Origin of the sequence: Kribbella sp. NBC_00662, assembly GCF_041430295.1 — a bacterium.
GTDB lineage: Bacteria > Actinomycetota > Actinomycetes > Propionibacteriales > Kribbellaceae > Kribbella.
This window is the reverse complement of sequence record NZ_CP109029.1, coordinates 7680736-7705598: the sequence shown is the minus strand read 5'-3', so window position 1 is coordinate 7705598 and position 24863 is coordinate 7680736. Positions and strand designations below refer to the sequence as shown.

24 protein-coding genes are annotated in these 24863 nt (G+C 67.6%); 14 read left to right on the top strand and 10 right to left on the bottom strand.

All coding sequences use genetic code 11. The features are described 5' to 3' along the window. Window positions 1-19: 19 nt before the first annotated feature. The gene (locus tag OHA10_RS37845) at window positions 20-712 is read right to left on the bottom strand and encodes an alpha/beta fold hydrolase (protein WP_371403607.1); all 693 of its coding nucleotides are present in this window, start codon (window positions 710-712) and stop codon (window positions 20-22) included. Window positions 713-768: 56 nt separating this feature from the next. Between OHA10_RS37845 and pdxY the strand changes: the two genes are divergently transcribed. Next, the gene (pdxY, locus tag OHA10_RS37840; protein WP_371403606.1) at window positions 769-1620 is read left to right on the top strand and encodes a pyridoxal kinase PdxY; all 852 of its coding nucleotides are present in this window, start codon (window positions 769-771) and stop codon (window positions 1618-1620) included. Here pdxY and OHA10_RS37835 read toward each other — a convergent pair. Beyond that, window positions 1613-2695, bottom strand: a complete 1083-nt coding sequence (locus OHA10_RS37835) for an LOG family protein (protein WP_371408030.1) — start codon at window positions 2693-2695, stop codon at window positions 1613-1615. The genes pdxY and OHA10_RS37835 overlap by 8 nt on opposite strands. A gap of 65 nt (window positions 2696-2760) precedes the next feature. Between OHA10_RS37835 and OHA10_RS37830 the strand changes: the two genes are divergently transcribed. After that, window positions 2761-4050 (top strand): aspartate aminotransferase family protein, encoded by a 1290-nt coding sequence (locus OHA10_RS37830; RefSeq protein WP_371403605.1) that lies wholly within the window; start codon window positions 2761-2763, stop codon window positions 4048-4050. Window positions 4051-4139: 89 nt separating this feature from the next. Here OHA10_RS37830 and OHA10_RS37825 read toward each other — a convergent pair whose 3' ends face one another. From OHA10_RS37825 to OHA10_RS37805, 5 genes are all read right to left on the bottom strand, one after another. Then, the gene (locus OHA10_RS37825) at window positions 4140-5030 is read right to left on the bottom strand and encodes an amino acid ABC transporter permease (protein WP_371403604.1); all 891 of its coding nucleotides are present in this window, start codon (window positions 5028-5030) and stop codon (window positions 4140-4142) included. Beyond that, window positions 5027-5716 carry an amino acid ABC transporter permease gene (locus tag OHA10_RS37820; RefSeq protein WP_371403603.1) on the bottom strand — a complete coding sequence of 230 codons (690 nt, stop codon included), beginning with the start codon at window positions 5714-5716 and terminating at the stop codon, window positions 5027-5029. The genes OHA10_RS37825 and OHA10_RS37820 overlap by 4 nt, the downstream gene beginning before the upstream one ends. A 98-nt stretch (window positions 5717-5814) precedes the next feature. Further along, window positions 5815-6654 carry a glutamate ABC transporter substrate-binding protein gene (locus OHA10_RS37815; protein WP_371403602.1) on the bottom strand — a complete coding sequence of 280 codons (840 nt, stop codon included), beginning with the start codon at window positions 6652-6654 and terminating at the stop codon, window positions 5815-5817. 52 nt (window positions 6655-6706) lie between these two features. After that, entirely contained in the window at window positions 6707-7468 is a 762-nt protein-coding gene (locus tag OHA10_RS37810; protein WP_371403601.1) for an amino acid ABC transporter ATP-binding protein, read from the bottom strand. A 142-nt stretch (window positions 7469-7610) separates the two neighbouring features. After that, window positions 7611-9302: a sigma-54-dependent Fis family transcriptional regulator gene (locus tag OHA10_RS37805; RefSeq protein WP_371403600.1), complete on the bottom strand. Its 1692-nt coding sequence runs from the start codon at window positions 9300-9302 to the stop codon at window positions 7611-7613. Between the two features lie 142 nt (window positions 9303-9444). Between OHA10_RS37805 and OHA10_RS37800 the strand changes: the two genes are divergently transcribed. From OHA10_RS37800 to OHA10_RS37755, 10 genes are read left to right on the top strand one after another with little or no spacing between them, the layout of a single operon-like run. Then, a complete protein-coding gene (locus tag OHA10_RS37800) occupies window positions 9445-11091 on the top strand; it encodes a hypothetical protein (protein ID WP_371403599.1) in 1647 nt (548 codons plus the stop codon). A gap of 10 nt (window positions 11092-11101) precedes the next feature. After that, on the top strand, window positions 11102-12133 hold the full coding sequence (locus OHA10_RS37795) for an FAD-binding oxidoreductase (RefSeq protein WP_371403598.1): 1032 nt from the start codon (window positions 11102-11104) through the stop codon (window positions 12131-12133). 1 nt (window position 12134) lies between these two features. After that, on the top strand, window positions 12135-13241 hold the full coding sequence (locus OHA10_RS37790) for an aromatic/alkene monooxygenase hydroxylase subunit beta (protein ID WP_371403597.1): 1107 nt from the start codon (window positions 12135-12137) through the stop codon (window positions 13239-13241). Between the two features lie 2 nt (window positions 13242-13243). Beyond that, window positions 13244-13579, top strand: a complete 336-nt coding sequence (gene mimD / locus OHA10_RS37785; protein WP_134111731.1) for a propane 2-monooxygenase effector subunit MimD — start codon at window positions 13244-13246, stop codon at window positions 13577-13579. 6 nt (window positions 13580-13585) lie between these two features. Further along, window positions 13586-14605 (top strand): amidohydrolase family protein, encoded by a 1020-nt coding sequence (locus tag OHA10_RS37780; RefSeq protein ID WP_371403596.1) that lies wholly within the window; start codon window positions 13586-13588, stop codon window positions 14603-14605. Beyond that, a complete protein-coding gene (locus tag OHA10_RS37775; RefSeq protein ID WP_371403595.1) occupies window positions 14602-15330 on the top strand; it encodes an iron-sulfur cluster assembly protein in 729 nt (242 codons plus the stop codon). Before OHA10_RS37780 ends, OHA10_RS37775 begins: the two co-directional genes overlap by 4 nt. Continuing rightward, complete coding sequence (locus OHA10_RS37770; RefSeq protein WP_371403594.1) at window positions 15327-16352, top strand: NAD(P)-dependent alcohol dehydrogenase; 1026 nt, start codon at window positions 15327-15329, stop codon at window positions 16350-16352. Before OHA10_RS37775 ends, OHA10_RS37770 begins: the two co-directional genes overlap by 4 nt. Window positions 16353-16386: 34 nt before the next feature. After that, window positions 16387-18030 carry a chaperonin GroEL gene (groL, locus tag OHA10_RS37765; protein ID WP_371403593.1) on the top strand — a complete coding sequence of 548 codons (1644 nt, stop codon included), beginning with the start codon at window positions 16387-16389 and terminating at the stop codon, window positions 18028-18030. A gap of 10 nt (window positions 18031-18040) precedes the next feature. Next, window positions 18041-18235 (top strand): iron dependent repressor, metal binding and dimerization domain protein, encoded by a 195-nt coding sequence (locus OHA10_RS37760; protein WP_371403592.1) that lies wholly within the window; start codon window positions 18041-18043, stop codon window positions 18233-18235. Then, a complete protein-coding gene (locus OHA10_RS37755) occupies window positions 18232-18609 on the top strand; it encodes an ArsR/SmtB family transcription factor (protein ID WP_371403591.1) in 378 nt (125 codons plus the stop codon). Before OHA10_RS37760 ends, OHA10_RS37755 begins: the two co-directional genes overlap by 4 nt. 63 nt (window positions 18610-18672) lie before the next feature. Here the strand turns inward: OHA10_RS37755 and OHA10_RS37750 are convergent, their stop codons facing one another. Then, on the bottom strand, window positions 18673-20196 hold the full coding sequence (locus OHA10_RS37750; RefSeq protein WP_371403590.1) for an amidohydrolase family protein: 1524 nt from the start codon (window positions 20194-20196) through the stop codon (window positions 18673-18675). Window positions 20197-20297: 101 nt separating this feature from the next. On the opposite strand from OHA10_RS37750, the gene miaB reads away from it, so the two are divergent. Both miaB and OHA10_RS37740 read left to right on the top strand, forming a co-directional pair. Next, on the top strand, window positions 20298-21773 hold the full coding sequence (gene miaB / locus OHA10_RS37745; protein ID WP_371403589.1) for a tRNA (N6-isopentenyl adenosine(37)-C2)-methylthiotransferase MiaB: 1476 nt from the start codon (window positions 20298-20300) through the stop codon (window positions 21771-21773). Continuing rightward, window positions 21770-22480, top strand: coding sequence for a phosphotransferase (locus OHA10_RS37740; protein WP_371403588.1), 711 nt, complete (start codon window positions 21770-21772; stop codon window positions 22478-22480). Before miaB ends, OHA10_RS37740 begins: the two co-directional genes overlap by 4 nt. Window positions 22481-22501: 21 nt before the next feature. On the opposite strand, the gene OHA10_RS37735 is transcribed toward OHA10_RS37740, so the two are convergent. Both OHA10_RS37735 and OHA10_RS37730 read right to left on the bottom strand, forming a co-directional pair. Further along, a complete protein-coding gene (locus OHA10_RS37735; protein ID WP_371403587.1) occupies window positions 22502-24328 on the bottom strand; it encodes a LamG-like jellyroll fold domain-containing protein in 1827 nt (608 codons plus the stop codon). Window positions 24329-24398: 70 nt separating this feature from the next. Continuing rightward, window positions 24399-24854: an NUDIX domain-containing protein gene (locus OHA10_RS37730; protein ID WP_371403586.1), complete on the bottom strand. Its 456-nt coding sequence runs from the start codon at window positions 24852-24854 to the stop codon at window positions 24399-24401. Window positions 24855-24863: the final 9 nt, after the last annotated feature.

The following is a 24863-nucleotide window of genomic DNA, read 5'->3' as shown; positions in this document are numbered from 1 at the left end:
GCGGCCGGCTCACCAACCGTCAGGCCGTCGTCAGGATCTTCGCCAGGGCGATGGGCTGGGAGAACATCGGCCAATGACCGGTGGGGAGTTCGACGAGCTCCCACTGTGGTGACTCGAGCTGTTCGGCCACGTCGGACGACGGTGTCGCACCGTCCATCAGGCACTTGATGTACGTCGTGGGCAGCTCGCCGATCGGGCGGACCAGGTGAGCCGGCTCGGTGATGGAGCGGCCGGGATGCGGCGTACCGCGCTCCAGGATCAGCGCGATCGCCTCGTCGGAGAGATCCTGGCCGACGTAGTCCTCGGCGGTGAGCGGCGGCCAGTAGCCACCGGACGACTCCAGCTGGTCCCGGACCCACGCCTGTCCTTCCGCCGACCACCCGTCGACGAACGACTTCCCGTCGGTCGGGATGTTGGAGTCGACATACACCACCCGTCGCAGCCGATCGCCGATCCGCCCCGCCGCCTGACCGACCGGTATCCCGGAGTAGCTGTGCCCCGCGAGCACGACGTCCCGCAGGTCCTGCGACTCGATCACAGCCACGATGTCGTCGACATGCTGCTGCTGACCGGCAGCTTCGTCCCGCCGGTCGGCCAGCCCGCTCAACGTCACCGGATGGACGCCGTGCCCCTCGGCCCGCAGTACGGCGGCCACCTCGTCCCAGGCCCACGCACCCAGCCAAGCCCCCGGCACCAACACGAAGTTCGTCATGCCGCGCACGCTAAACCCCACCACCGACAAATCACGGGCGATGGGATGATCGGGGAGTGAAGATCCTTTCGATTCAGTCGGCGGTTGCGTACGGGCATGTGGGTAACTCGGCAGCTGTGTTCCCGTTGCAGCGGATCGGTGTCGAGGTGCTGCCGGTGTACACGGTGAACTTCTCGAACCACACCGGCTACGGGGCGTGGCGCGGGCCCATGATCAGCCCGGACGACGTACGCGAGGTGCTGCTCGGGATCGAGGACCGCGGGGTCCTTCCGCAGATCGACGTGGTGCTGTCGGGTTACCAGGGCGGGGAGGGGATCGCCGACGTGATCCTCGAGGCGGTGCAGCGGGTCAAGGCGGCCAACCCGAATGCCTTGTACTCCTGCGACCCGGTGATGGGCAACGCGAAATCCGGGTGCTTCGTAGCGCCTGCCATCCCGGTGCTGTTGCGGGACCGGGTGGTTCCGGCGGCCGACATCATCACGCCCAACCAGTTCGAGCTGGGCTTCCTGACCGGCACCGAGCCGGACACGCTCGAGTCCACGCTGGCCTCGGTCGAGCTGGTGCGCGCGACCGGACCGCGGACGGTGCTCGTCACCAGCGTCGAGCGCCCGGACCGCGAGGAAGGCACGATCGAGATGCTCGCCGTCGACGACAGCGGCGCATGGCTCGTGCAGACGCCGTACATCCCGATGAAGGCGAACGGGTCGGGCGACGTGACGGCCGCGCTCTTCACGGCGCACTACCGCCGTACGGGCGATCTCGCGGAGGCGCTGGCCCGTACGACGTCGAGCGTCTTCGAACTGCTCACCCGGACCCATGAGTCGGGTGAGCGCGAGCTGCAGCTCATCGAGTCGCAGGACGCGTACGCCAACCCGCAGATGCAGTTCAAGCCCCAGCGAGTCAACTGACCAGACCGGCGGCCTCGTCGATCGTGTCGACCAGGTGGAGTCGCATGTGGCGGCCGACGGAGAGGGACTCGAGCAGGGGCCAGACCGGGAGCTGGCTGGTCCAGTAGTCGGTGCCGACGAGGATCAGCGGGATCTGGGTGGCTGCGTCGCCGTAGTAGTTCGGCGTGACCGCCTGGAAGACCTCCTGGACGGTGCCGGCGGCTCCGGTCAGGTAGATGATGCCGCCGTGCGCACGGCCGAGCAGGACGTCTTCGCGCTGGGCGTTCGAGAAGTACTTCGCGATCGCGCCGGCGAACACGTTCGGCGGCTCATGACCGTAGAACCAGGTCGGGATCGACACTCCGCCGTCACCGGGGTACTGCGAGCGGACGGCGAGGCCCGTGGACGCCCAGTCGCCGATGGACGGGCGGAACGACAGTACGGCGGCCAGCTCCGCAACAGCAGCATCCAGCACGGCATCGTCGTACGCCGCCAGCGATGCGCCGAGGTTGGCGGCCTCCATGGCTCCCGGACCGCCTCCGGTCACCACCATCCGGCCCGCGCGCGCGAGTGTGCGGCCGAGCAGTACGGCGGAGCGGTAGTCGTCGCTGCCCCGCAGCACGCCGTGGCCGCCCATCACGCCGACCCAGGGCTTGTCGTCGGGGAGCTCGGTGAGGGCATCGCCGATGGCGTGGTCGTGGAGCGCCGCGGCGAGTGTGCGGCCGGTGTCGCCCTTCTCGTCCTGCTGGCGGGACCAGGCGTAGATGCGGGCGTCCGGAGTGGCGTCGTACCCGTGCTCCAGACCGGCGTACAGCTCGTCGGCGTCGTACAGCCGCCCGCGGTACGCGTCGAACGGCAGCTCTGGGATCGCCGGGAACACCAGACCGCCGCCGTCGCGGACCCACGCGTCCGCCTTCTCCTCCAGCACACACCCGAGGAACAGCGACCCCATCGGCTTCAGCCCGACGATCTCCGCCGTACGCCGGGTCAGATCCACCGACTGCACCCGCCACCCCGCCATCGCGGTGGCCCCCGCGGCGAGCAGCCGGTCGAAGTGCTCCAGGGACTCGATATCCACATGCGGGATGCTCGGCATTGTCACGCAGAGCACCTTAACGTCATAGACCTGCGCTATCGGTCAACCGGTGTAATGCTTGCCCCATGACACATGCGGAGCTCTGGGAGCGTCACAAGGCCGTCATGCCGGCTTGGCTCGCGTTGTACTACGAGGAGCCGATCGAGATCGTCTCCGGGTCCGGACGGCGGGTGACGGACGGTGAGGGCAACACCTACATCGACTTCTTCGCCGGCATCCTGACCAACGCGATCGGGTACGACATCGCGGAGATCTCGGACGCTGTGCGTGAGCAGCTCGGCACCGGGATCGCGCACACTTCGACGGTGTACCTGATCCGGAAGCAGATCGAGCTGGCCGAGCAGATCGCCGAGCTGTCCGGGATCCCGGACGCGAAGGTGTTCTTCGCCAACTCCGGCACCGAGGCGAACGAGACGGCCTTGCTGCTCGCCACCCAGAACCGCCGCTCGAACCAGGTCCTGGCGATGCGGAACTCGTACCACGGCCGCGCGTTCGGCACGGTCGCGATCACCGGCAACCGCGGCTGGTCCGCGAGCAGCCTCTCACCGGTGAACGTGCAGTACGTCCAGGGCGCGTACCGCTATCGCAGCCCGTTCCGCGATCTGTCGGACGCCGACTACATCAAGGTCTGCGTCGACGACCTCCGCAACGTCATCGAGACCACGACGTCGGGTGATGTCGCCTGTCTGATCGCCGAGCCGATCCAGGGCGTCGGCGGGTTCTCGTCACCGCCCGACGGGCTGTACGCCGCCTTCAAGGAGGTCCTGGACGAGTACGGGATCCTGTTCATCTCCGACGAGGTGCAGACCGGGTGGGGCCGGACCGGTGACCATTTCTGGGGCATCCAGGCGCACGACGTCGTACCGGATGCGATGACGTTCGCGAAGGGGCTCGGCAACGGGTTCGCGATCGGCGGCGTGGTCGCCAAGGCCGAGTTGATGGACAGCGTCAAGGCGAACTCGCTGTCCACGTTCGGCGGCAACCCGATCTCGACCAGCGCGGCGAAGGCGACGATCGACTACCTGCTCGACAAGGACCTGCAGGCCAACGCGGCCAAGCGCGGCGCGCAACTGGTCGACGGCCTGCGCGGCATCTCCGACGAGTTCCCCGAGCTCGGCGACGTCCGCGGCAAGGGTCTGATGCTCGCCGCCGAGATCGTCAAGCCGGACGACAACAGCCCCGACGCCGCCAGTACCGCGAAACTCCAGCAGGAGACCAAGAACCGCGGCCTCCTGGTCGGCAAGGGCGGCCTCTACGGCAACGTCCTCCGGATGGCGCCCCCGATGACCCTGACCGAGGAAGAAGCCGCCGAAGCCCTCGAGATCATCCGCGACTCCTTCAACACCTTGCGCTGAGCAACGACCGGCACGAAGAGTCATCGGTTGCCGACGGCGAAGAAAAGGGCCCGGGGAGAGTCCCGGGCCCTGTTCTTGATGAGATTGGTTCAGTTGTTGGTGTCCTGGCCGACGACCGCGACGGTGCTCTGGTCGACCGGGTCGGCGGTCAGGGGACCGCCGGCGGAGCGGCCGCGGCGGCGCATCAGGGACTCGACCCGCTGGGCGACGACGGTCAGCAGGTAGTTGATGATGATGAAGATCGCCCCGATGACGATGAAGGCAGGCACCAGGTTCGACTTGTAGTTGCCGATCTGCTCCGCCTTCCGGAGCAGTTCCTCGTAGGTGATGATGTAGCCGAGGGCGGTGTCCTTCAGGATCACGACCAGCTGGCCGACGATCGCCGGCAGCATAGCGGTGATTGCCTGCGGCAACAGGACGAGGCGCATCGACTTGCCGCTGGTGAGCCCGATGGCCATCGCCGCCTCGCTCTGGCCCTTCGGCAACGAGTGCACGCCGGACCGGACCAGCTCGGCCACGACGGAGCCGTTGTACAGCGTGAGGCCGGTGACGACAGCCGCCAGCGCGTAACGCTCCGGCGGGAAGAGCTCGTACTTCGCGTACAGCGCGTACGTGAACAGCATCATCAGCAGCACCGGCACGGCGCGGAAGAACTCCACGAGCACACCGCACGGCCAGCGCACCCACGCCTGGCTGGACAGCCGCCCGACGCCGAGCAGGACGCCGACGACCATCGCGAGCACGACCGAGATCGCGGCCGCGATCAGCGTGCCGGCCAGGCCGGGCAGGATGTACTGGGTCCAGATCTCGCCGGTCAGGAACGGCTTCCACTTGGCCGCCGTCAGCTGGCCCTTCTCGTTGAGCCTGTCCAGCACGAACCACAGCACGAGCAGGATCGCGACGACGGCGACGACACCGACGCCGAAGTACAGCCGCTTGGCGCGCGGTCCCGGCGCGTCGAACAGTACGGTGCCGCTCATCGCTTCACCGCCAGCCGCTTCGACAAGGACGTGAACAGCACACCGACCGGCAGGGTCAGGATCACGAACCCGAGCGCGAAGATCCCGAACACCACGAAGATCACGTCAGGCCGGTTCTCCATCATCACCTTCATCACCGCGGACGCCTCGGTCACACCGATCACGGAGGCGACGGTCGAGTTCTTGGTCAGCGCGATCAGCACGTTGCCCAGCGGCGCGATCGCGCCGCGGAACGCCTGCGGCAGGACGACGTACCGCAGCGTCTTCAGGAACGGGAGGCCGATCGCCCGCGCCGCCTCGGCCTGGCCGAGCGGCACCGTGTTCACGCCGCTGCGGATCGCCTCGGCGACGAACGACGCGTGATACACCGACAGGCCGAGCACGGCGAGCCGGAAGTTGTTGTCGTTGATGAAGGTGTGCGAGTCCTTGTTCGCCAGCGCGAGGCCGAGCTGCACGAACAGCCCGAGGTTGCAGAACACGATCACCAGGGTCAGCGGCGTGTTCCGGATGATGTTCACGTACGCGGTGCCGATGAGCTGCAGCACCCGGATCGGGGACACCCGCATGACCGCGACCACCGTGCCGATGACGAGTGCCAGCAGCGCCGACAGCAGCGTCAGGTAGATGGTCGTCCGGAACGCTTGCAGACCGTCGTACTCGGAGAAGAACTCCGATATCACGTCCATATCTCTCCTGCTGGGAACGAGTTTCAGACCACGCCGGTTCACGCCACTTCACACCGCCGGGGAGGAACCGCGAACGGCTCCTCCCCGGCGGCGATGGATCAGGCGCAGGCGTCGAAGGTCTTCGGCGGGTTCGTCGCCGGGTCGAGCTTCAGCCCGGACGCCCCGAGGTTCTTGTCGAAGGCCTTCTGCCACTCGCCGGAGTCGACCATCTTCTTCAGCGCGTCGTTGACCTTGGTGCAGGTCTCGGTGTCGCCCTTCTTCAGGCCGACGCCGTAGCGCTCGGTCGAGAAGGTCTTGCCGACCACCTTGAACTTGCCCTTGTTGGCTTCCTGGGACGCGTAGCCGGCCAGGATGGTGTTGTCCGTGGTGAGCGCGTCGATCGAGCCGGTGCCCAGTGCCTCGACGCACTTGGAGTAGGTGTCGTAGTTCTGCAGCTGGACGGTGTCGGCGAACTTGTCCTTGACCTTCTGCGCCGACGTGGAGCCGGTCACCGAACACAGCTTCTTGCCGTTCAGCGAGTCCGGTCCGGTGATGTCGGTGTTGTCGGCCTTGACCAGCAGGTCCTGACCGGCGGTCAGGTACGGACCGGCGAAGGACACCTTCTCCTTGCGGGCATCGGTGATCGAGTAGCTCGCGAAGATCATCTTGACCTGTCCGTTGGCCAGCAGCGTCTCGCGCTGGGCGGACGGGGCTTCCTTGAAGGTGATGTCGCCGTAGCCGAGTTCCTTGGCGACGTACTTGGCCACGTCGACATCCATACCGGTGTAGTTCGCGCCCTCCTTGAGCCCGATACCCGGCTGGTCGTACTTGATGCCGATGGTCACCTTCTCGCCACTGCCGCCGGACGCGGAGCCTGAGCCTGAGTCGTCGCCGCAGGCGGTCAGTCCGGTCGCGGCCAGGCCTACGATGCCGAGGGCAGCGATCAGTCGCTGTCGCATTGTCTTTTCCTCCGTTGGTTCGGTACTACGCTGGGGACGATCCGTGCGCGGATCAGTGCGTGAGGATCTTCGAGAGGAAGTCCTGCGCCCGCTTCGTCTGCGGATCGGTGAAGAACTTCTCCGGCTCGGCCTCTTCGACGATCTGCCCGTCGGCCATGAACACGACGCGGTTCGCGGCGCGCCGCGCGAAGCCCATCTCGTGGGTGACGACGACCATCGTCATGCTCTGACGGGCGAGGTCGACCATGACGTCCAGGACCTCTTTGATCATCTCCGGGTCGAGCGCCGACGTGGGCTCGTCGAACAACATCACCTTGGGATCCATGGCCAGCGCACGGGCGATCGCGACGCGCTGCTGCTGACCGCCGGACAGTTGGGCCGGGTACTTGTCGGCCTGGGCGGAGACGCCGACCCGCTCCAGCAGGACGCGGGCATCCTCCTCCGCCTCGCTCTTGGACTTGCCGCGGACCTTGGTCGGACCGAGCGTGACGTTCTGCAGGATCGTCATGTGTGCGAACAGGTTGAACGACTGGAACACCATGCCGACGTCGGCACGCAGCCTGGCCAGGGCCTTGCCCTCGCTGGGCAGCGGCTGGCCGTCCAGTTCGATGCTGCCTGCGTCGATCGGTTCGAGCCGGTTGATCGCGCGGCAGAGCGTGGACTTCCCGGAGCCGGAAGGGCCGATCACCACGACGACCTCGCCCTTGGCGATGGACAGGTTGATGTCCTTCAGGACGTGCAGTTCACCGAAGTGTTTGTTGACACCGGACAGTGCCACCAGTCCGGTTTTCGCCAGAGTGCCGGAATCGCTCATGGCCAGAACCTACTGGAGCCGGGGGTGCGGTCGCAGGCCCGGGTGGTACCCCCTTGGTAACGATCTGCAATAAACCGGCGCTGATCGTAGCCGGGTGATCACGGAGTGCTTGAGTTTGTTCGTTTGTGAGCGGCCCGCCCGCTCAGGTGACGATTCCGTACTCGCGGATCTTCCGGTAGATCGTCGCGCGTGACATTCCCAACGCGGCCGCGGCGGCCTTCTTGTCACCGTCGTACGTCGACAGCGCGTCGACGATCGCGTCCCGTTCGAGGGCCTCGATCGGGGTCAGCTGCCGGCGTGTGGTCGCCCTGCACTCGGGCGGCAGGTCGGCGAGCTCGACCACTCCGGACCGGCGTCGTCTGGCGACCGCGGCCAGGACCGCGCGCAGATGCGTGATGTTGCCTGCCCACGGCAACCGCATCAGTTGGTTCATCGTGGCCGTGGAGAAGGTGAGACCGCTGATGCCGGCCTTGGCCAGCAGCGACCGGACCAGCGCCGGAACGTCCTCGACGTGATGCCGCAGCGGCGGAACCTCGATGGTCCGCGGGAAGAACGCCAGCAGCTCGTCGGCGATCTCGGACCGGTCGGCGGGCAGCGTGAGCGCGACCCACGCGTCCCCGGCGATCGCGCCGTCGCGGACGTTCTGCAGCAGTTCGGTGAGGCCGTCGAGCACCTCGCCGGTCAGCAGGTGCGCCCGCCGGATGATCAGGTCGGCGCCGGAGTCCAGCTCGGCGTGCGCCTCGGTCAACAGGTCCTCACCCATCGCCTCGGGGTCGAGTACGACGAGCCGACGCTCGGGCGCGACGTGCCGGCGTACGGCACGCAGCATGGTCAGCTTGCCCGTCCCCGGTTCGCCGTCGGCGATCAGCCACTCGGATCGGCTGCATGCCTCCAGCAACTCCTGCGTGACGTGTTGCCAGACTGCACTCGTCCCGGTCGTGCCGGGGATCAAGGGCGCCCGGGCGATCTGAGGGCTGCGCGCCGGGGCCCGCTGCTCCTTGATCTGGATGACTCCACCGGCCAGCGTGTCACCGAGGAACGTCGGGCGGTAGGCCAACCGTGCGGTCGTCCCGCTGGGTAGATCGGTGATGAAGACGAGCGGCTTGGTCCCGCCGCGCGCGTCCCGGGTGCGATCGATCAAGGCCGCCTGGTCGATGGCGTCGAACCGTGCCTGCGCGTAGGCGTTCATCATGAACACCTCGTCGCCGAGCGCGAGCACCGGACCGCCGCTGTGCCGGCAGGCCGCGTAGTAGTCGCTGAGCAACGCGTGGTCCAGCGCGTTCGCTTCCTCGACGACGCGTTCGTGGATCCGGCGCGCGGCGAGCTTGGCGAACGACAGCAGGATCGTGTTCGAGTTCTTGGCCTGGGTCGTGATGTCGAGTACGCCGAGCAGCCCGCCCGTGACCGGATGCGTGATCGTCGCGCCGGCGCAGGAGAACATCCGTAGCTTCCCGTTGTAGTGCTCGGCTCCGTCGATCTGGATCGGCCCGCCGACCTCGAGTGCCGTGCCGATCCCGTTCGTGCCGACCGCGTGCTCGGCGTACTGGAATCCGGGTGCGAGGTCGACGGAGTCCAGTCGCCGCAGCAGGGACGGGTCGCCGCCGCGACGGTCGAGGACGACGCCTTTGGCATCGGTCAGGATGATGCAGACCGGCTCGTTGTGGAGCTCGGACGACAGCGCGTCGATGACCGGGCGCGCGGCCCGCATCAGGGTGGTCTCGCGGTCGATCCGGTCGAAGTACTTCGGGGCGGGACGGTCCACGTCGACCTGCGACGCCTGTGAGCGCTCCCACGACACTCGGATCGGATCCCGGACCGGCTGTGCAGCGCCCATAGCGGTCTCCTTCACGTCCGTCACCAGCGGAACTGCGACCAACGGTAGCTCCCCCGGCTGTGACCGCCATCTCACATTGAGACACAGGGACGTCCAGCAGGCGGCTTTCATCTCGTATCAACCCCGATGATGGAGGCCCACATTGAGCAGGCAGAGTCTCACCAAGGCCCACGCCAAGATCACCGAGCTGTCCTGGGAACCGATGTTCGCGACCCCGGCGACCCGGTTCGGCACCGACTACACCTTCGAGAAGGCGCCGAAGAAGGATCCGCTGAAGCAGATCATGCGGTCCTACTTCCCGATGGAGGAGGAGAAGGACAACCGCGTGTACGGCGCCATGGACGGCGCCATCCGCGGCAACATGTTCCGCCAGGTCCAGCAGCGCTGGCTGGAGTGGCAGAAGCTGTTCCTCAGCATCATCCCGTTCCCGGAGATCTCCGCGGCGCGGGCGATGCCGATGGCGATCGACGCCGTACCGAACCCGGAGATCCACAACGGGCTCGCGGTACAGATGATCGACGAGGTCAGGCACTCGACGATCCAGATGAACCTCAAGCGCCTGTACATGAACAACTACATCGACCCGGCCGGGTTCGACATGACCGAGAAGGCGTTCGCGAACAACTACGCGGGCACCATCGGCCGGCAGTTCGGCGAGGGGTTCATCACCGGTGACGCGATCACCGCGGCGAACATCTACCTCACCGTGGTCGCCGAGACCGCTTTCACCAACACGCTGTTCGTGGCGATGCCGGACGAGGCCGCGGCCAACGGCGACTACCTGTTGCCGACGGTGTTCCACTCGGTCCAGTCCGACGAGTCGCGGCACATCAGCAACGGGTACTCGATCCTGCTGATGGCGCTGGCCGACGAGCGCAACCGGCCGCTGCTGGAGCGCGACCTGCGGTACGCGTGGTGGAACAACCACTGTGTCGTGGACGCCGCGATCGGCACGTTCATCGAGTACGGCACGAAGGACCGGCGCAAGGACCGGGAGAGCTATGCGGAGATGTGGCGGCGGTGGATCTACGACGACTACTACCGCAGCTACCTGCTGCCGCTGGAGAAGTACGGCCTCACGATTCCGCACGACCTGGTCGAGGAAGCGTGGAACCGGATCACCACCAAGGGCTACGTGCACGAGGTCGCGCGGTTCTTCGCCACCGGCTGGCCGGTGAACTACTGGCGGATCGACGCGATGACCGACAAGGACTTCGAGTGGTTCGAGGAGAAGTACCCAGGCTGGTACTCGAAGTACGGCAAGTGGTGGGAGAACTACAACCGGCTCGCGTACCCCGGCAAGAACAAGCCGATCGCGTTCGAGGACGTCGGCTACCAGTACCCGCACCGCTGCTGGACCTGCATGGTGCCGTGCCTGATCCGCGAGGACATGGTCACCGAGAAGGTCGACGACCAGTGGCGCACGTACTGCTCGGAGACCTGCTACTGGACCGATGCGGTCGCGTTCCGCGGCGAGTACGACGGCCGGCCGACCCCGAACATGGGCCGACTGACCGGGTTCCGCGAGTGGGAGACCCTGCACCACAACAAGGACCTGGCCGACATCGTCCAGGACCTCGGGTACGTGCGTGACGACGGCAAGACGCTGATCGGCCAGCCGCACCTGGACCTCGACGACCCGAAGAAGATGTGGACCCTCGACGACGTCCGCGGCAACACGTTCATGAGCCCGAACGTGCTGCTCAACGAGATGTCCGACGCCGAGCGCGAGGCCCACGTCGCGGCGTACAAGGCCAACGGCACCGCCTCTCAGAACACGGCATCCTGAGGAGGACCCGGTGGCCGACAAGCACCGTATCCAGTTCGAACCGGTCGGCATCGAGATGGAGGTCGGCGAGGAGGAGAAGATCCTCGACGCCGCGTTCCGGCAGGGGATCCATCTGATGCACGGCTGCCGGGAAGGGCAGTGCTCGGCGTGCAAGTCGTACCTGCTCGAGGGTGACATCCAGATGGAGCGCTACTCGACGTTCGCCTGCAACGACGCGGAGGTGGCCGAGGGCTACGTGCTGCTCTGCAAGGCGCACGCGTACAGCGACTGCACGATCGAGCTGCTCAACTACGACGAGGACGAACTGCTCGGCGGTATCCCCATCCGGACCGTCGGCACGCGGGTCGCGGCGATCCAACCGGTCACCCGCGACATCGTGTCGCTGCGGCTGGAACCCGCCGAGGAGTTCGACTTCAAGCCGGGACAGTACGTCGACCTGACCATCCCCGGCACCGACGAACACCGCTCGTTCTCGATGGCGACGACCCCGTCGGGCGAGATCGAGTTCCTGATCAAGAAGTACCCGGGCGGCCGGTTCTCCGCCCTGCTCGACGGCGAGCTCGCGGTCGGCGACCAGCTGTCGCTGACCGGGCCGTACGGCTCGTCGACGTTGAAGGACGGCCACGTGCTGCCGGTCGTCTGCGTCGCGGGCGGCGCCGGGATGGCGCCGATCCTGTCGATCCTGCGGCACCTGAAGGAGACCGGCAGCACCCGTCCGGTCCGGTTCTACTACGGCGCCCGGACGGCGGCCGACCTCTTCTACCTGGATGCGATCGCGGAGCTCGGTGCGGACCTCACCGGCTTCGAGTTCATCGCTTGTCTGTCCGAATCGGCTCAGGACTCGGACGGACTCCAGGTGGAGGAGGGCAACGTCACCGACATCGTCGAGCGGCGCGAGGCGGAGCTGCACCGCAGCGAGATCTACCTGTGCGGCCCGCCGCCGATGGTCGACGCCGCCCTGGCGTTGCTGGAGGCAAGCAACGTGCCGAAGGACCAGGTCTTCTACGACAAGTTCACCAGCCCAGCTACCGATGGAGCCTGAGATGACCCAGACCACAGAGGCGAAACAGCGCAGTTTCCCGAGCATAGAGTTCACCGACTCCGAGGCCGGCGCGCTGGAGTTCCCGAGCTCGCAGAGCCGGTCGTACAACTACTACAAGCCGGCCAAGCTGCGGGCGACGATGTACGAGGACGTCACGGTCGACGTACAGCCGGACCCCGACCGGCACCTGAGCCAGGGCTGGATCTACGGCTTCGGCAACGGCCCCGGCGGCTACCCGAAGGAGTGGACCGCGGCGAAGTCGTCGAACTGGCACGCCTTCCTCGACCCGAACGAGGAGTGGAACCAGACGATCTACCGGAACAACTCCGCGGTCGTCCGCCAGGTCGACCTCGGCCTGCAGAACGCCAAGCGGGCCAGGGCGTACGACGCCTGGAACCCGGCCTGGCTGAAGTTCGTCGAGCGCAACCTCGGCGCCTGGATGCACGCCGAGAACGGGCTCGCGCTGCACGTCTTCACCAGCATCCAGCGGTCCGGCCCGACGAACATGATCAACACCGCGGTCGCCGTGAACGCCGCGCACAAGATGCGGTTCGCCCAAGACCTGGCACTGTTCAACCTGGACCTGTCCGAGGCCGACGTACCGTTCGACGGGTCGGCGCACAAGGAGGTCTGGCAGAGCGCGCCGGAGTGGCAGCCGACCCGTGAGGTGGTCGAGCGGCTGACGGCCGTGGGGGACTGGTGCGAGCTGTTGTTCGCCACCAACATCGTCTTCGAGCAGCTGGTCGGGTCGCTGTTCCGGACCGAGCTGGTGATGCAGATCGCGGCCCGCAACGGCGACTACATCACACCGACCATCGTCGGCACCGGCGAGCACGACTACGACCGCGACCTGTCCTACAGCCGCAACCTGTTCCGGCTGCTGACCCGGGACGCGGAGTACGGCGAGAGCAACAAGGTGCTGTTCGGCGAGTGGCTCGCGACCTGGGTGCCGCGCTGCCTCGACGCCGCGCACGCGCTGCAGCCGATCTGGTCGCAGCCGGCCGAGAAGTCGGTCACGTTCGCGGACAGCCTGGACGCGGCCAAGCAGAAGTTCCGTTCCCTGCTCGAGGACCTCGGGCTCGACACTCCGAAGGAGCTGGACCAGTGAGCATGCAGTTCGGATCTGAAGCCGAGTTCTCCAACAAGACCGGCGTGACGTTGATGAACACCCCGATCGGCCGCGTCGTCGCGCAGGTGATGGGCGCGAAGGACGGGGTCGAGCTGACGGAGTACCCGTCGATGATCCGCGTCGACGGGACCGGTCTGCTCGACTTCGACTACGCGGAGCTGTCCGACGCGCTCGGGATGGACTTCGACGGGTCGGTGTTCGAGGAGATCTCGTCGACCCACTACGGCCGGATGGTGCATCTGGACGACAAGACCATCCTGTTCGCCAGCCCGGAGGACGCCGCCGAGTACATCGGCTTCGACCTCACCACGAAGTGAGGCCGCATGTACGAGAAGAACGGTGAGCAGTACTACATCTGCGACGCGCACATCGCGTTGTGGGACGCGCGTCCGGAGAACCAGCGCAACATCCACGGCAAGCAGTTCATCGACTGCTTCTACGACTACCACAAGAACCTCAGCCCCGAAGAGGTCGTGTGGGACTACGACACCTACACGTACTACGGCGAGCAGCGACTGCTGAAGGACCTGTTCGAGGACGGGTACGTCGACCACGCGATCTTCCAGCCCGCGATCCTCGGCGACTTCTACAAGCGCGGATTCGGTCAGACCGAGGACGCCCTGGCGCTGACCCGGGCACATCCGGACAAGCTGACCTACAACCACGCGTGGGATCCGCGGCACGAGGAGGCCGGCCTCGAGCAGCTCCGCAAGGACGCCGACCGGATGGGGCTGAAGGGCGTCAAGCTCTACACCGCCGAGTGGAACGGCGACTCCCGCGGATGGAAGCTCGACGGCAAGTGGTCGCGGCGCTATCTCGAGGAGTGCCTGAAGCTCGGCATCAAGAACATCCACGTCCACAAGGGCCCCACGATCAGGCCTCTGGACAGGGACGCCTTCGACGTCGCCGACATCGACCAGGTGGCGACCGACTACACCGAGCTGAACTTCATCGTCGAACACGTCGGCCTGCCGCGCCTCGAGGACTTCTGCTGGATCGCCACCCAGGAGCCCAACGTGTACGGCGGTCTCGCGGTCGCGATGCCGTTCATCCACAGCCGGCCGAAGTACTTCGCGCAGATCATCGGGGAGTTGCTGTACTGGATCGGCGAGGACCGGATCCTGTTCTCCTCGGACTACGCGCTGTGGACGCCGAAGTGGCTGGTGGAGAAGTTCGTCGACTTCGAGATCCCCGCCGACCTGCCGGAGTACGCGCCGCTGACCACCGCGCAGAAGAAGAAGATCCTCGGGCTGAACGCGGCGGCGTTGTACGACCTCGACGTACCGGAAGAACTCCGGCTTCCGGCCGGGGCAGGATCGCGGGAAGAGGCCGTGGCGTCATGATCGCGGTTGCCACGTCGTTCGAGTCCGAGGTCGTCAACGCCTTGGCGACCGTCATCGACCCTGAGCTGGACCAGCCGATCACCGACCTCGGATTCGTCCGGTCGATCCGGATCGACGATGCCGGCGTGACCGTGCACCTGCGGCTGCCGACCTCGTTCTGCGCGCCCAACTTCGCCTACCTGATGGCATCCGACGCAGTTGACGCCCTGCGTCGGGTGCCGGGCGCGGGTGCGGTGAGCGTGCTGCTGGACGATCACCACGACTCGGACAAGATCAACGCCGGCCTGGTCGCGAACGCGGGCTACGTCGGCACGTTCGGCGACGAGGCCGATCAGGACCTCGACGAACTGCGCCGTACGTTCCAGCGCAAGGCGCACACGGCCGCGATGGAGCGGTGCGTGATGGCGCTGCTCCGGTCGACCGGCAAGACCATCGAGGAGCTGCCGGGGCTCACGCTCTGGCACCTCCCCGGCGGTCCGCAGAAGGACGCGCTACTTCGGCGGCGGACCGACATCGGGCTCGGCATCCGGCCGGAGGACCTGGTGCTGGTCGACGACAACGGCGTACCCGTGCCGCCGGACGCGGCGCCGATGCGACTGCGGTTCGCGAAGGCGGTCCGGATCTCGGTCGAGGGCAACGCGCATTTCTGCCGGGGTCTGCTCAAGACCCGGTACGACGACGAGCCGCTGGCAACCCGGATCACCAACACGAGGAGGACCCGATGAAGGCCGTACAGGTCGTCGGCTATCACAGCAAGCTTCAACTGGCCGATGTTCAGGAGCCGAAGATCACCGGTCCGCTCGACGTCGTCGTCCGGATCGGCGGCGCCGGGGTCTGCCGCACCGACCTGCACATCCTCGAAGGACAGTGGGCCGAGAAGAGCGGCGTACTGCTGCCGTACACCATCGGCCACGAGAACGCGGGCTGGGTGCACGCGATCGGCGACGCGGTCACGAACGTTGCCGTCGGCGACAAGGTGATCCTGCACCCGTTGATCACCTGCGGACTCTGCCGGGCCTGCCGGTCCGGTGACGACGTGCATTGCGAGGCGTCGGCGTTCCCGGGCATCGACACCGACGGCGGGTACGCCGAGTATCTCCGTACGACGGCACGCAGTGTCGTCAAGATCGACGACTCGCTGGAGCCGTCGGACGTCGCCGCACTCGCGGACGCCGGGCTCACGGCGTACCACGCAGCGGCGAAGGCGGCGCGCACACTGCGGCCGGGAGCGGTCTGCGTGATCATCGGCGCGGGCGGGCTCGGCCATATCGGCATCCAGGTGATGAAGGCGATCTCGGCGGCGACCCTGGTCGTTGTCGACCGCAACCAAGCAGCGGTCGACCTGGCCGTCGAGATCGGCGCAGACCACGGCATCGTTGCTGACGGCACCCATGTCGAACAGGTGCGCGCGCTGACCGGGCGGCACGGCGCGGAAGCCGTCATCGACTTCGTCGGCGAAGGCGGCGCCACCGCCGACGGGACCGAGATGCTCCGGCGGGCCGGCAACTACTACGTGGTCGGGTACGGCGAGAACCTCGACGTACCGACCATCGACGTGATCTCCACCGAGATCAACTTCATCGGCAACCTGGTCGGGTCCTACAACGACCTGCAGGACCTGATGGAGCTCGCCGCGCAGGGCAAGGTCGCGCTGCACACCACGAAGTACCCGCTGGAGGAGTTCCAGCAGGCCCTCGACGACCTCGACCGCGGTCTCGTCCGCGGCCGGGCGATCCTCATTCCCTAGCGATTCCCCAGCAATTTCCAGCAGGAGGCAGACCATGGCGAAGGAACTGCGGTTCAACACCGACGCCCGGCGGTTGCTCGAGTCCGGCGTGAACGCGCTGGCCGACGCGATCAAGGTGACGCTCGGTCCGAAGGGCCGCAACGCGGTGCTGGAGAAGCTGACCGGCCCGCCGACGATCACCAACGACGGCGTCACGATCGCCCGCGAGATCCAGCTGCGCGAACCCTTCGCGAACATGGGCGCCCAGCTGGTCAAGGAAGTCGCGATGAAGACCAACGGTGTGGTCGGCGACGGCACCACCACGGCCACCGTGCTCGCCCAGGCGATGGTGCGCGAAGGCCTGCGCGAGGTCGACGCCGGCGCCAACCCGATGCGCGTACGTCGTGGCATCGAGCGGACCGTACCGGTGGTGGTCGACGCGCTGCGCGGCCGGGCGGTCGAGGTTCGTGGCCGCGAGCAACTGCAGCACATCGCAACCCTGGCGGCCAGCGACGACGAGATCATCGGCGAGGTGATCGCGGACGCGGTCGACTGGGTCGGCCGCAACGGCGTCGTCACCACCGAGGAGTCGGACACGCTCGGGATGTCGGTGGAGGTTGTCGACGGCATCGAGTTCGACCACGGATACGTGTCGGCGTACATGGTCACCGACCGGGAGCGGATGGAGACCGTCTACGACCACCCGCTGATCCTGCTGACCAACAAGAAGATCACGCAGGTGCAGGAGATCATGCCGACCCTCGAGGTGGCGCAGCGTGCGGACCGTCCGCTCGTCGTGCTCGCCGAGGAGGTCGACGGGCCGGCGCTGCAACTGCTTGTCGGCGGCAACATGCACAACACGATGCGGTCGGTCGTCGTCCGGGCGCCCGGGTTCGGTCATCGGCGGATCGCCGAGCTGGAGGATCTCGCGACCGCTCTGGGCGGTTCGGTGATCGCCAAGGACACCGGGCTCGACCTGACCGATGTCACGCGCGAGCACCTGGGATCGTGCGACCGGATCACGATCACCGAGGACACCACCACGATCGTCGGTGGGCACGGGGACGCGTCGCTGGTGGAGGCGCGGATCTCCCAGCTGGAGAAGCAGTTCGAGCGCGCCAAGATCGACGCGGACCAGGACAGCCTGCAGCTGCGGATGGCGCGGCTGGCCGGCAAGGTCGCGGTGATCCGGGTCGGCGGCGCGACGAGTGTCGAGCTGAAGGAACGGATGCTGCGCGTCGAGGACTCGCTGGCCGCGACCCGGGCGGCGCTGGAGGAAGGTGTGGTCGCCGGCGGCGGGACGGTGCTGGCCCAGGCTGCCTTCGCCGACCTCGGGCTCACCGGCGACGAGGCGATCGGGCGTGAGGTGGTACGCCGCGCGCTGGCCGAACCGCTGCGCTGGATCGCGATCAACGCCGGGTACGACGGTGACGAGGTGGTAGCGCGGGTCGCGTCCTTGCCGGCCGGGCACGGGTTCAACGCACTCACCGGGCAGTACGGCGACCTCGTCGAGGACGCCGTGATCGATCCGCTCAAGGTCACCCGGGCCGCACTGGAGAGCGCGGCCTCGATCGCCGCGCTGATCCTCACCACCGAGACCGCGGTCGTCGAGGAGATCATCGGCAACCCCGGCGCGATCATGGCGCCCGGCTTCGGCGACCTCGCCGAGGGCATGGTCCGTCCGTCCAACATCTATTGAGGAGCCGGCCATGAATCGACGGCACCAGCTGCTGGAGACGTTCCTGCACCGGGTTCTCGGCGTACCCCTGGACGAGGTGCACGAGGAAGCGCTCCTCCTCGCGCAGGGGCTGAGTGATCGGCTCGAGGAGCTGATCGACGCGGCGCTCGGGTACCCGACGCGGGATCCCTTCGGGGAGCCGATCCAGCCCAAGGTACGCGCGTGATCGAGCCGACCCCGCCACAGCTCGCCACCGCGGCCAGGACATTCGGCCTGTTGCTGGCGCCGGTCCGGCTGCACCTGGTCGCGTTGGCGAGTTGCGGTGAGTACGACGTCGGCACGCTGGCCGCCCGGGTGGGTGTCAGCGTGCCGACGGCGAGCCAGCATCTCGCGAAGCTCCGGCTGGCCGGACTGATCAGCGCACGACGTGAGGGTCGCCGGCAGTTCTATACCGTCGACGACCCCCACGTCATCGCCCTCGTCGAGCAGATCTTCGAGCATGTCGCGCCAGACGGCACGCTCGCACCGGACCCGCCTCGACGAGCGCTCTCCGGTTGGATCGGCCGTCTGCGGGTGCCTTCCCCACGCGTGGCACCGTGACGGCGGTCGGTTGAGAGCGGCTCCCGGGCCGGATCAGGCCGGCCCGGCCCGGGAGTCTCGGGCTCAGTGGGTCGGCTTGCTGCCGCAGCAGCCGCCGGCGGCGATGGTTGCCGCGGTCGGTGGCTGCTTGACCGCGGCCTCGACGTCGGCGAGCATCTGCCGGCGTTGCGCGGGGGAGATGACCCGGCCGCGGGTGACCACGGTGTGGATCTTGCGGCTGTTGTGGATATCGGTCAGCGGGTCGGCGTCCAGCACGACCAGGTCCGCGATCTTGCGCGGTTCCACCGAGCCGAGGTCCGCCGACATCCCGAGGAACTTGGCCGGCTCGACGGTCGCGGCGTACAACGCCTGACGCGGCGTGGCGCCGGCACCGACCAGATGCTCCAGCTCGTCGTGCAGCGCGAACCCCGGCACGGAGTACGGCGTGCCCGTGTCTGTCCCGGCCATGATCGGTACCTCGTGCGCGAACAGCTCCCCGACGAACCGCTGCCGCCACGCCCACATCTGCTTCTGGTGCGAGATCTCCTCCGCGGACCGGTTGGCGCCGTACAGGTTCTGGATGACGTAGTCGTAGGTGCCGATCGACTCCTCGCTCATGTACTTCGTGAGGCCCGGATCGAGCTGGGTGTAGTCGATCTGGTCGAGCACGTTGTGCATGGTCAGCGTCGGCGTGACCCGGGTCCGGTTGCGGCGCAGCGTGCCGAACACATCAGCCGCGCGAGCCGGGCTGTATGTGTTGGCGGCGATCCACTCGATCGGGTGCAGCTGCCGGAACCAGGAGTTGTAGTCGCCGGTCGAGACCTTGATCGCGAGCAGCATCCGCCGTACCTCGGCCTCCCGGGTCGAGACTGCCAGGCCGAGCGAATGGATGTGCTCGATGCTGCGCTGGCCCGCGTCGCTGACCTCCTTCGAGGTGACCTCGTCCGGGCCGTGGCCGTGGACGGTCAGACCGACCTTGCGGGCCTCGTCCACGACCGCAAGCCACGCCTCGCGGCTGAGACGCGAGTACACCTTGACGAAGTCGGCGCCCTCGGCCTTCACCTGACGTACGGCGGCCCGCGCGGCCGCGGCGTCGCCGGCCACGATCACCTTGATCAGGTTCGGATCCCACAGCGTCGGGTCGCCGTCGATGATGTTGCTCGCGACGACCATCCGCGGGCCGAGCAGCGTGCCGGCGGCGATCCGGTCGCGCCAGTCGTACAACACCGGGTTCGTGCCGGCCATCTCGCGGACCGTGGTCAGGCCGTTGGCGAGGTACAGCGGCGGGGAGACGTGCTCGTCGCCGAGGCTGTGGACGTGCATGTCGGCGAGACCGGGGATGACGTACTTGCCGGTGAGATCGAGCTCGACGGCGCCGCGGGGGACCGGGATCCGGCCGACGCCGATGATACGTTCGCCGCTGATCAGGACGGTCTGGTGGCGGTCGCGGCGACCGGTGGCGACGTCGATGACGGTGACATTGGTGAGTGCGGTGATCTTCGTCGACTTGACCAGGGCGTGCGCGCTGGTGGTGGTGAAGGTTCCACCGGCGAGGACGGCGGCTCCGGCGGCGGTGCGGGCGAGGAACTGACGGCGAGAACTGTTCATGCCCTTCACTATTGTCTGCCCGGTCCCGGTGGTCAGGGGTCGCAGTACGCCGGTCCCAGGTAGGTTTTTGTCTACCCCGGCACGTACTCTTGGTGGCTGTTATGCGTACTTACGAGGTCCGCACTTACGGGTGCCAAATGAATGTCCACGACTCCGAGCGCCTGCGCGGGCTGCTGGAGGACGCGGGCTACGTCCGCGCGCCCGAGGGCGACGAGGCCGACGTGGTCGTCTTCAACACCTGCGCGGTCCGGGAGAACGCCGACAACAAGCTGTACGGGAATCTCGGCCACCTCGCGCCGGTCAAGGCCCGCAAGCCGGGGATGCAGATCGCCGTCGGCGGGTGCCTGGCGCAGAAGGACAAGGCGTCGATCGTTCGCAAGGCGCCGTGGGTCGACGTCGTGTTCGGCACCCACAACATCGGCTCGCTGCCGGTGCTGCTGGAGCGGGCGCGGGTCGCCGAGGAGTCCCAGGTCGAGATCCTGGAGTCGCTCGACGTCTTCCCCTCGACGCTGCCGACCCGGCGCGAATCGGCGTACTCCGCCTGGGTGTCGGTCAGCGTCGGCTGCAACAACACCTGCACGTTCTGCATCGTCCCGTCGCTGCGCGGCCGCGAGAAGGACCGCCGCCCCGGTGACGTGCTCGCTGAGGTCGAGGCGCTGGTCGCCGAGGGCGTGCTCGAGGTGACGCTGCTCGGTCAGAACGTGAACTCGTACGGCGTGGAGTTCGGCGACCGGTTCGCCTTCGGCAAGCTGCTGCGGGCCTGCGGCTCTGTCGAGGGGCTGGAGCGGGTCCGGTTCACCTCGCCGCATCCGCGGGACTTCACCGCGGACGTGATCGAGGCGATGGCCGAGACGCCGAACGTGATGCCCTCGCTGCACATGCCGCTGCAGTCCGGGTCGGACTCCGTGCTCAAGGCGATGCGCCGGTCGTACCGGCGGGACAGGTATTTGAAGATCATCGAAGACGTGCGTGCGGCGATGCCGGACGCGGCCATCACGACCGACATCATCGTCGGGTTCCCGGGGGAGACCGAAGAAGACTTCCAGGACACGCTCGACGTGGTCCGGCAGGCGCGGTTCGCCGGTGCGTTCACCTTCCAGTACTCGAAGCGTCCCGGGACGCCGGCCGAGTCGATGGAGGACCAGGTCCCGCGCGACGTCGTACAGGATCGGTACGAGCGGTTGGTCGCGCTGCAGGACGAGATGGCCTGGGACGAGAACAAGAGGATCGTCGGCCGGACGGTCGAGGTGCTCGTGGCGGAGGGGGAGGGGCGCAAGGACGCCGCCACCCACCGCCTCAGCGGCCGCGCACGCGACAACCGGCTCGTCCACTTCGCGTTGCCTGCGGAGGTCGAGGCGCCGCGGCCTGGCGATGTGGTCACGGTCGAGGTCACGTACGCCGCGCCCCATCACCTGAACGCGGATGTCTTCGGCGCAGTACGCCGTACTCGCGCCGGCGACGCGTGGGAGCGGGCGCAGGACGCCCCAGCCGCCGCTGCGCCTGGCGTGATGCTCGGGATGCCGACCGTCGGCGCCAAGCCGCTCGAGCCCGCGACGAACGGCTGCCAGGTCGGATGACGGAGACCCCCGCCCCGCAGGACCCTTCGGTCGCCACCCTCTCGTCGCTCCTTCCGCCTGACGCCGAGCCGTTCGCGTTCGGGCGTGACGCGGACGTCTACCACGTGGACGACCAATGGGTGCTGCGGCGCTACCGCGACGGGCACCCGGTTCGCGACGAAGCCGACTTCATGCGGCACGTCGCGAAGTACGGGTATCCGGTCCCCGCCGTCCGCGAGATCGAAGGCGCGGACATGATCGTCCAGCGCCTCGACGGTCTGACGCTCGGCGACGCGGCGATCGCCGGCGACCTCAGCGCGACCGAGATCGGGACGATCCACGCCGACCTCCACCGCCGGTTGCAGGCGATCCCGGTCCCGAGCGGTACGCCGGGCCTGGTCGTCGTCCACGGCGACCTGCACCCACTCAACGTGATGGCCACCGCCGATGGCCCGGTCGTCATCGACTGGCGCAACGCCCGCGAGGGCCTGGCCGAGTTCGACGTGGCACTGACCGCGATCATCTTCGCCCAGGTCGTCTTCGATCCGGCGTACGCCGAACTCGCCGACCTACTCCGCGAAGCCCTGGGCGTCTACCTGGCCGCCTCCATCGACCCGACCCCCGGCCTACCCGCCGCCATGGAATACCGCGGCAACAACCCGACCCTGACACCCGCGGAACTCGCACTCCTCCCTGCCCAGGAAGAACTGATCCGCGGGTATCTGTAGGCGGCTTCCTCAGACGTTGCTTCAGGCGTTCAAGAACTGGGAGGGCTTGAGGGCGTGGGTGACGATGCGGAGTTCGCCGATGTTGCCGGCGAAGCCCTGGTCGACGGTGTTGGCGTAGTGGCCGGCGGCGACGAGCCATGGCTTGCCGGCGGTTGCGAGGCCGTTGGACGGGGTCGCCGGGTTGCGCAGTAGCTCCGACGAGTCGACGTACACGATGCTGTGCCGGCCGTCGTTCACGATCGCCAGGTGGAACCAGCGGCCTGCCACCTGCTCGTGGCCCCAGTTCGTGAACGTGTCGTTCTTGTCGAACGGGTACACCGCCCACTGCACCTGCCGTCCACCCGAGAAGCCGAGCTTCGCGGCCGGCTCATCCGGGTCGCTGCCGGTCTTGCCGGCGTCGCGTCCGGTGCCGAGCCGGGTGAACAGCCCCTCCCACGAGTGGTCCTGTCCGTCGTCGGCCAGCTTCACGAACGCCTCGATCGTGTAGCCACCCCTGAACGTCATCGCGTTCAGCGGCGCGTCGTCGACGGTCTGCAGGTACCCGCCGCGAGCCGGGTCCTTGCCGCCCGGGAACAGCCAGCTCGCGTGCCCGGGCTGGTCCGGGTGGAACTCGGTGCTCGCCGTGGGTGCGTCACCCGACAGCTGCTTGCGGATGAGGTGGTTGCCCTTGCCCGACTGGTCGATCACCTGATCCGTGACCGATCCGTCGAAACGCCAGTACGCCGCCGTACCGGGGATCACCAGCTGCGACGCCGGCCGGGCCGGGCGGATCGGCACCGGTGCGAAGCCGGCGAACCGCTCGTCGAAGTCGATCGGGATGCTGAACCGGTTGACGTCGTCGGTCAACTCGATCTCGAGCTCCTCGAGTTCGTTGCGGTTGGCCGGGTCCTGGCCCATGATCCACGGCGAGATCGTCTCGACGTCGATCGTGTTCCGGGCCAGGTCGAAGTGGTACAGCCGCACCATGCCCGATCCGCCGTAGAACCGGTCCTGGTAGTTGGTGATGTGCAGGTGCACGTCATTGCCGGCGGCGTTCTTCCGCGTGACCCGGCCGGGCGGCCAGTAGTGCCCGTTCATCGTGATGAAGATCTGGTCGTTGCCGTCGATCAGCTGGTCCCAGACGCGGTTGCCCTGGTCGCTGAAGTAGGCGGTCGGGTCGCCCGCGTCGGCGTACACGATCTCGTGCGTGGTCAGGATGACCGGCAGCTTCGGGTGTTTCGCGATCACGTCGCGGGCCCAGGCGAAGCTCGCGTCCGACGGCCGCCAGTCCATTGCCAGCAGCAACCATTGCCGGCCGGCCGCGCGGAAGACGTGGTAGGAGTTGTACCCGTTCGCGGTCGATCCGCCGTACGTCGGCATCCAGCGGAACCGTCGCGGGCTGAACGTGTCGAGGTACGGCGACGGGCCGCGGGTGTCGTCCTTCGACCCGTCGATGTCGTGGTTGCCGGCGAGCACGGAGTACGGGAAGCGGGCGCGGTCGAGGATCTTGAAGACCGGGTCGGCCTGCGCGAACTCCATCGCCAGCGCGTTCTCGGTGACGTCGCCGAGGTGCGCCATGAACACGATGTTCTCGTCGGTGCGGTTGTCGATCAGCCAGTTGAACGTCGCTGACAGCGGCGCCGGGTCACCCCGGTCCTGGTCGAACTGGTACTGCGTGTCCGGCACGACCGCGAGCGTGAACCGTGGGTGCTCGGTGTCGATCCTGCCCGCGGGCTTGGTGGGCGCCTGACCGCCCGCCGCTGCGGCGTTCCCGGTGCTCAACGCGCCCGATGCAATCACCGCACCCGCGCTGAGCGCTCCCGCCTGCAACAGCTTCCGCCGGCTCGTCCCGTCGTACCGCTCGTTCATCGCCCCACGCTCCCAAGCTCGCTGACACCGCAGCGAACACTAGAGCCCGGGGCGTCCAGGAACGGTGAACTCAGGCGAAACCCTGGGCGATCACCGCAGGAAGCCCACGCCCGTCCGCCACCGCCGCGAGCACCCGCGCCTCATGCGGCACCAACGGCTCCGGCAACTTGTCCAGCGAGTACCACTCCAGCCCCGCGGCCTTCTCCGGCTCCATCAACCGCGGCTCACCCGTCCACTTCGACGCCATGAAGAAGAAGTCCACCCGCTCGTCGATCGGATCCCCGTTCCCACCTGTCCGATGCATCGCCGTCACCGGCACCAGATCCGCCGGCTCCACGTCGATCCCCACCTCTTCCTTCAACTCCCGCACCGCCGCCGCAAGAGCCGACTCACCCCGCTCCACATGCCCCGCCGGCACCGCCCAATACCCATCCATGTATCCGGTATTGGCCCGCAGCAACAACAACACCTCATCCCCCCGCCGCACCACCACATAAGCCGCCGGCACTACGCGAAACCGATTCATACCGGCAGC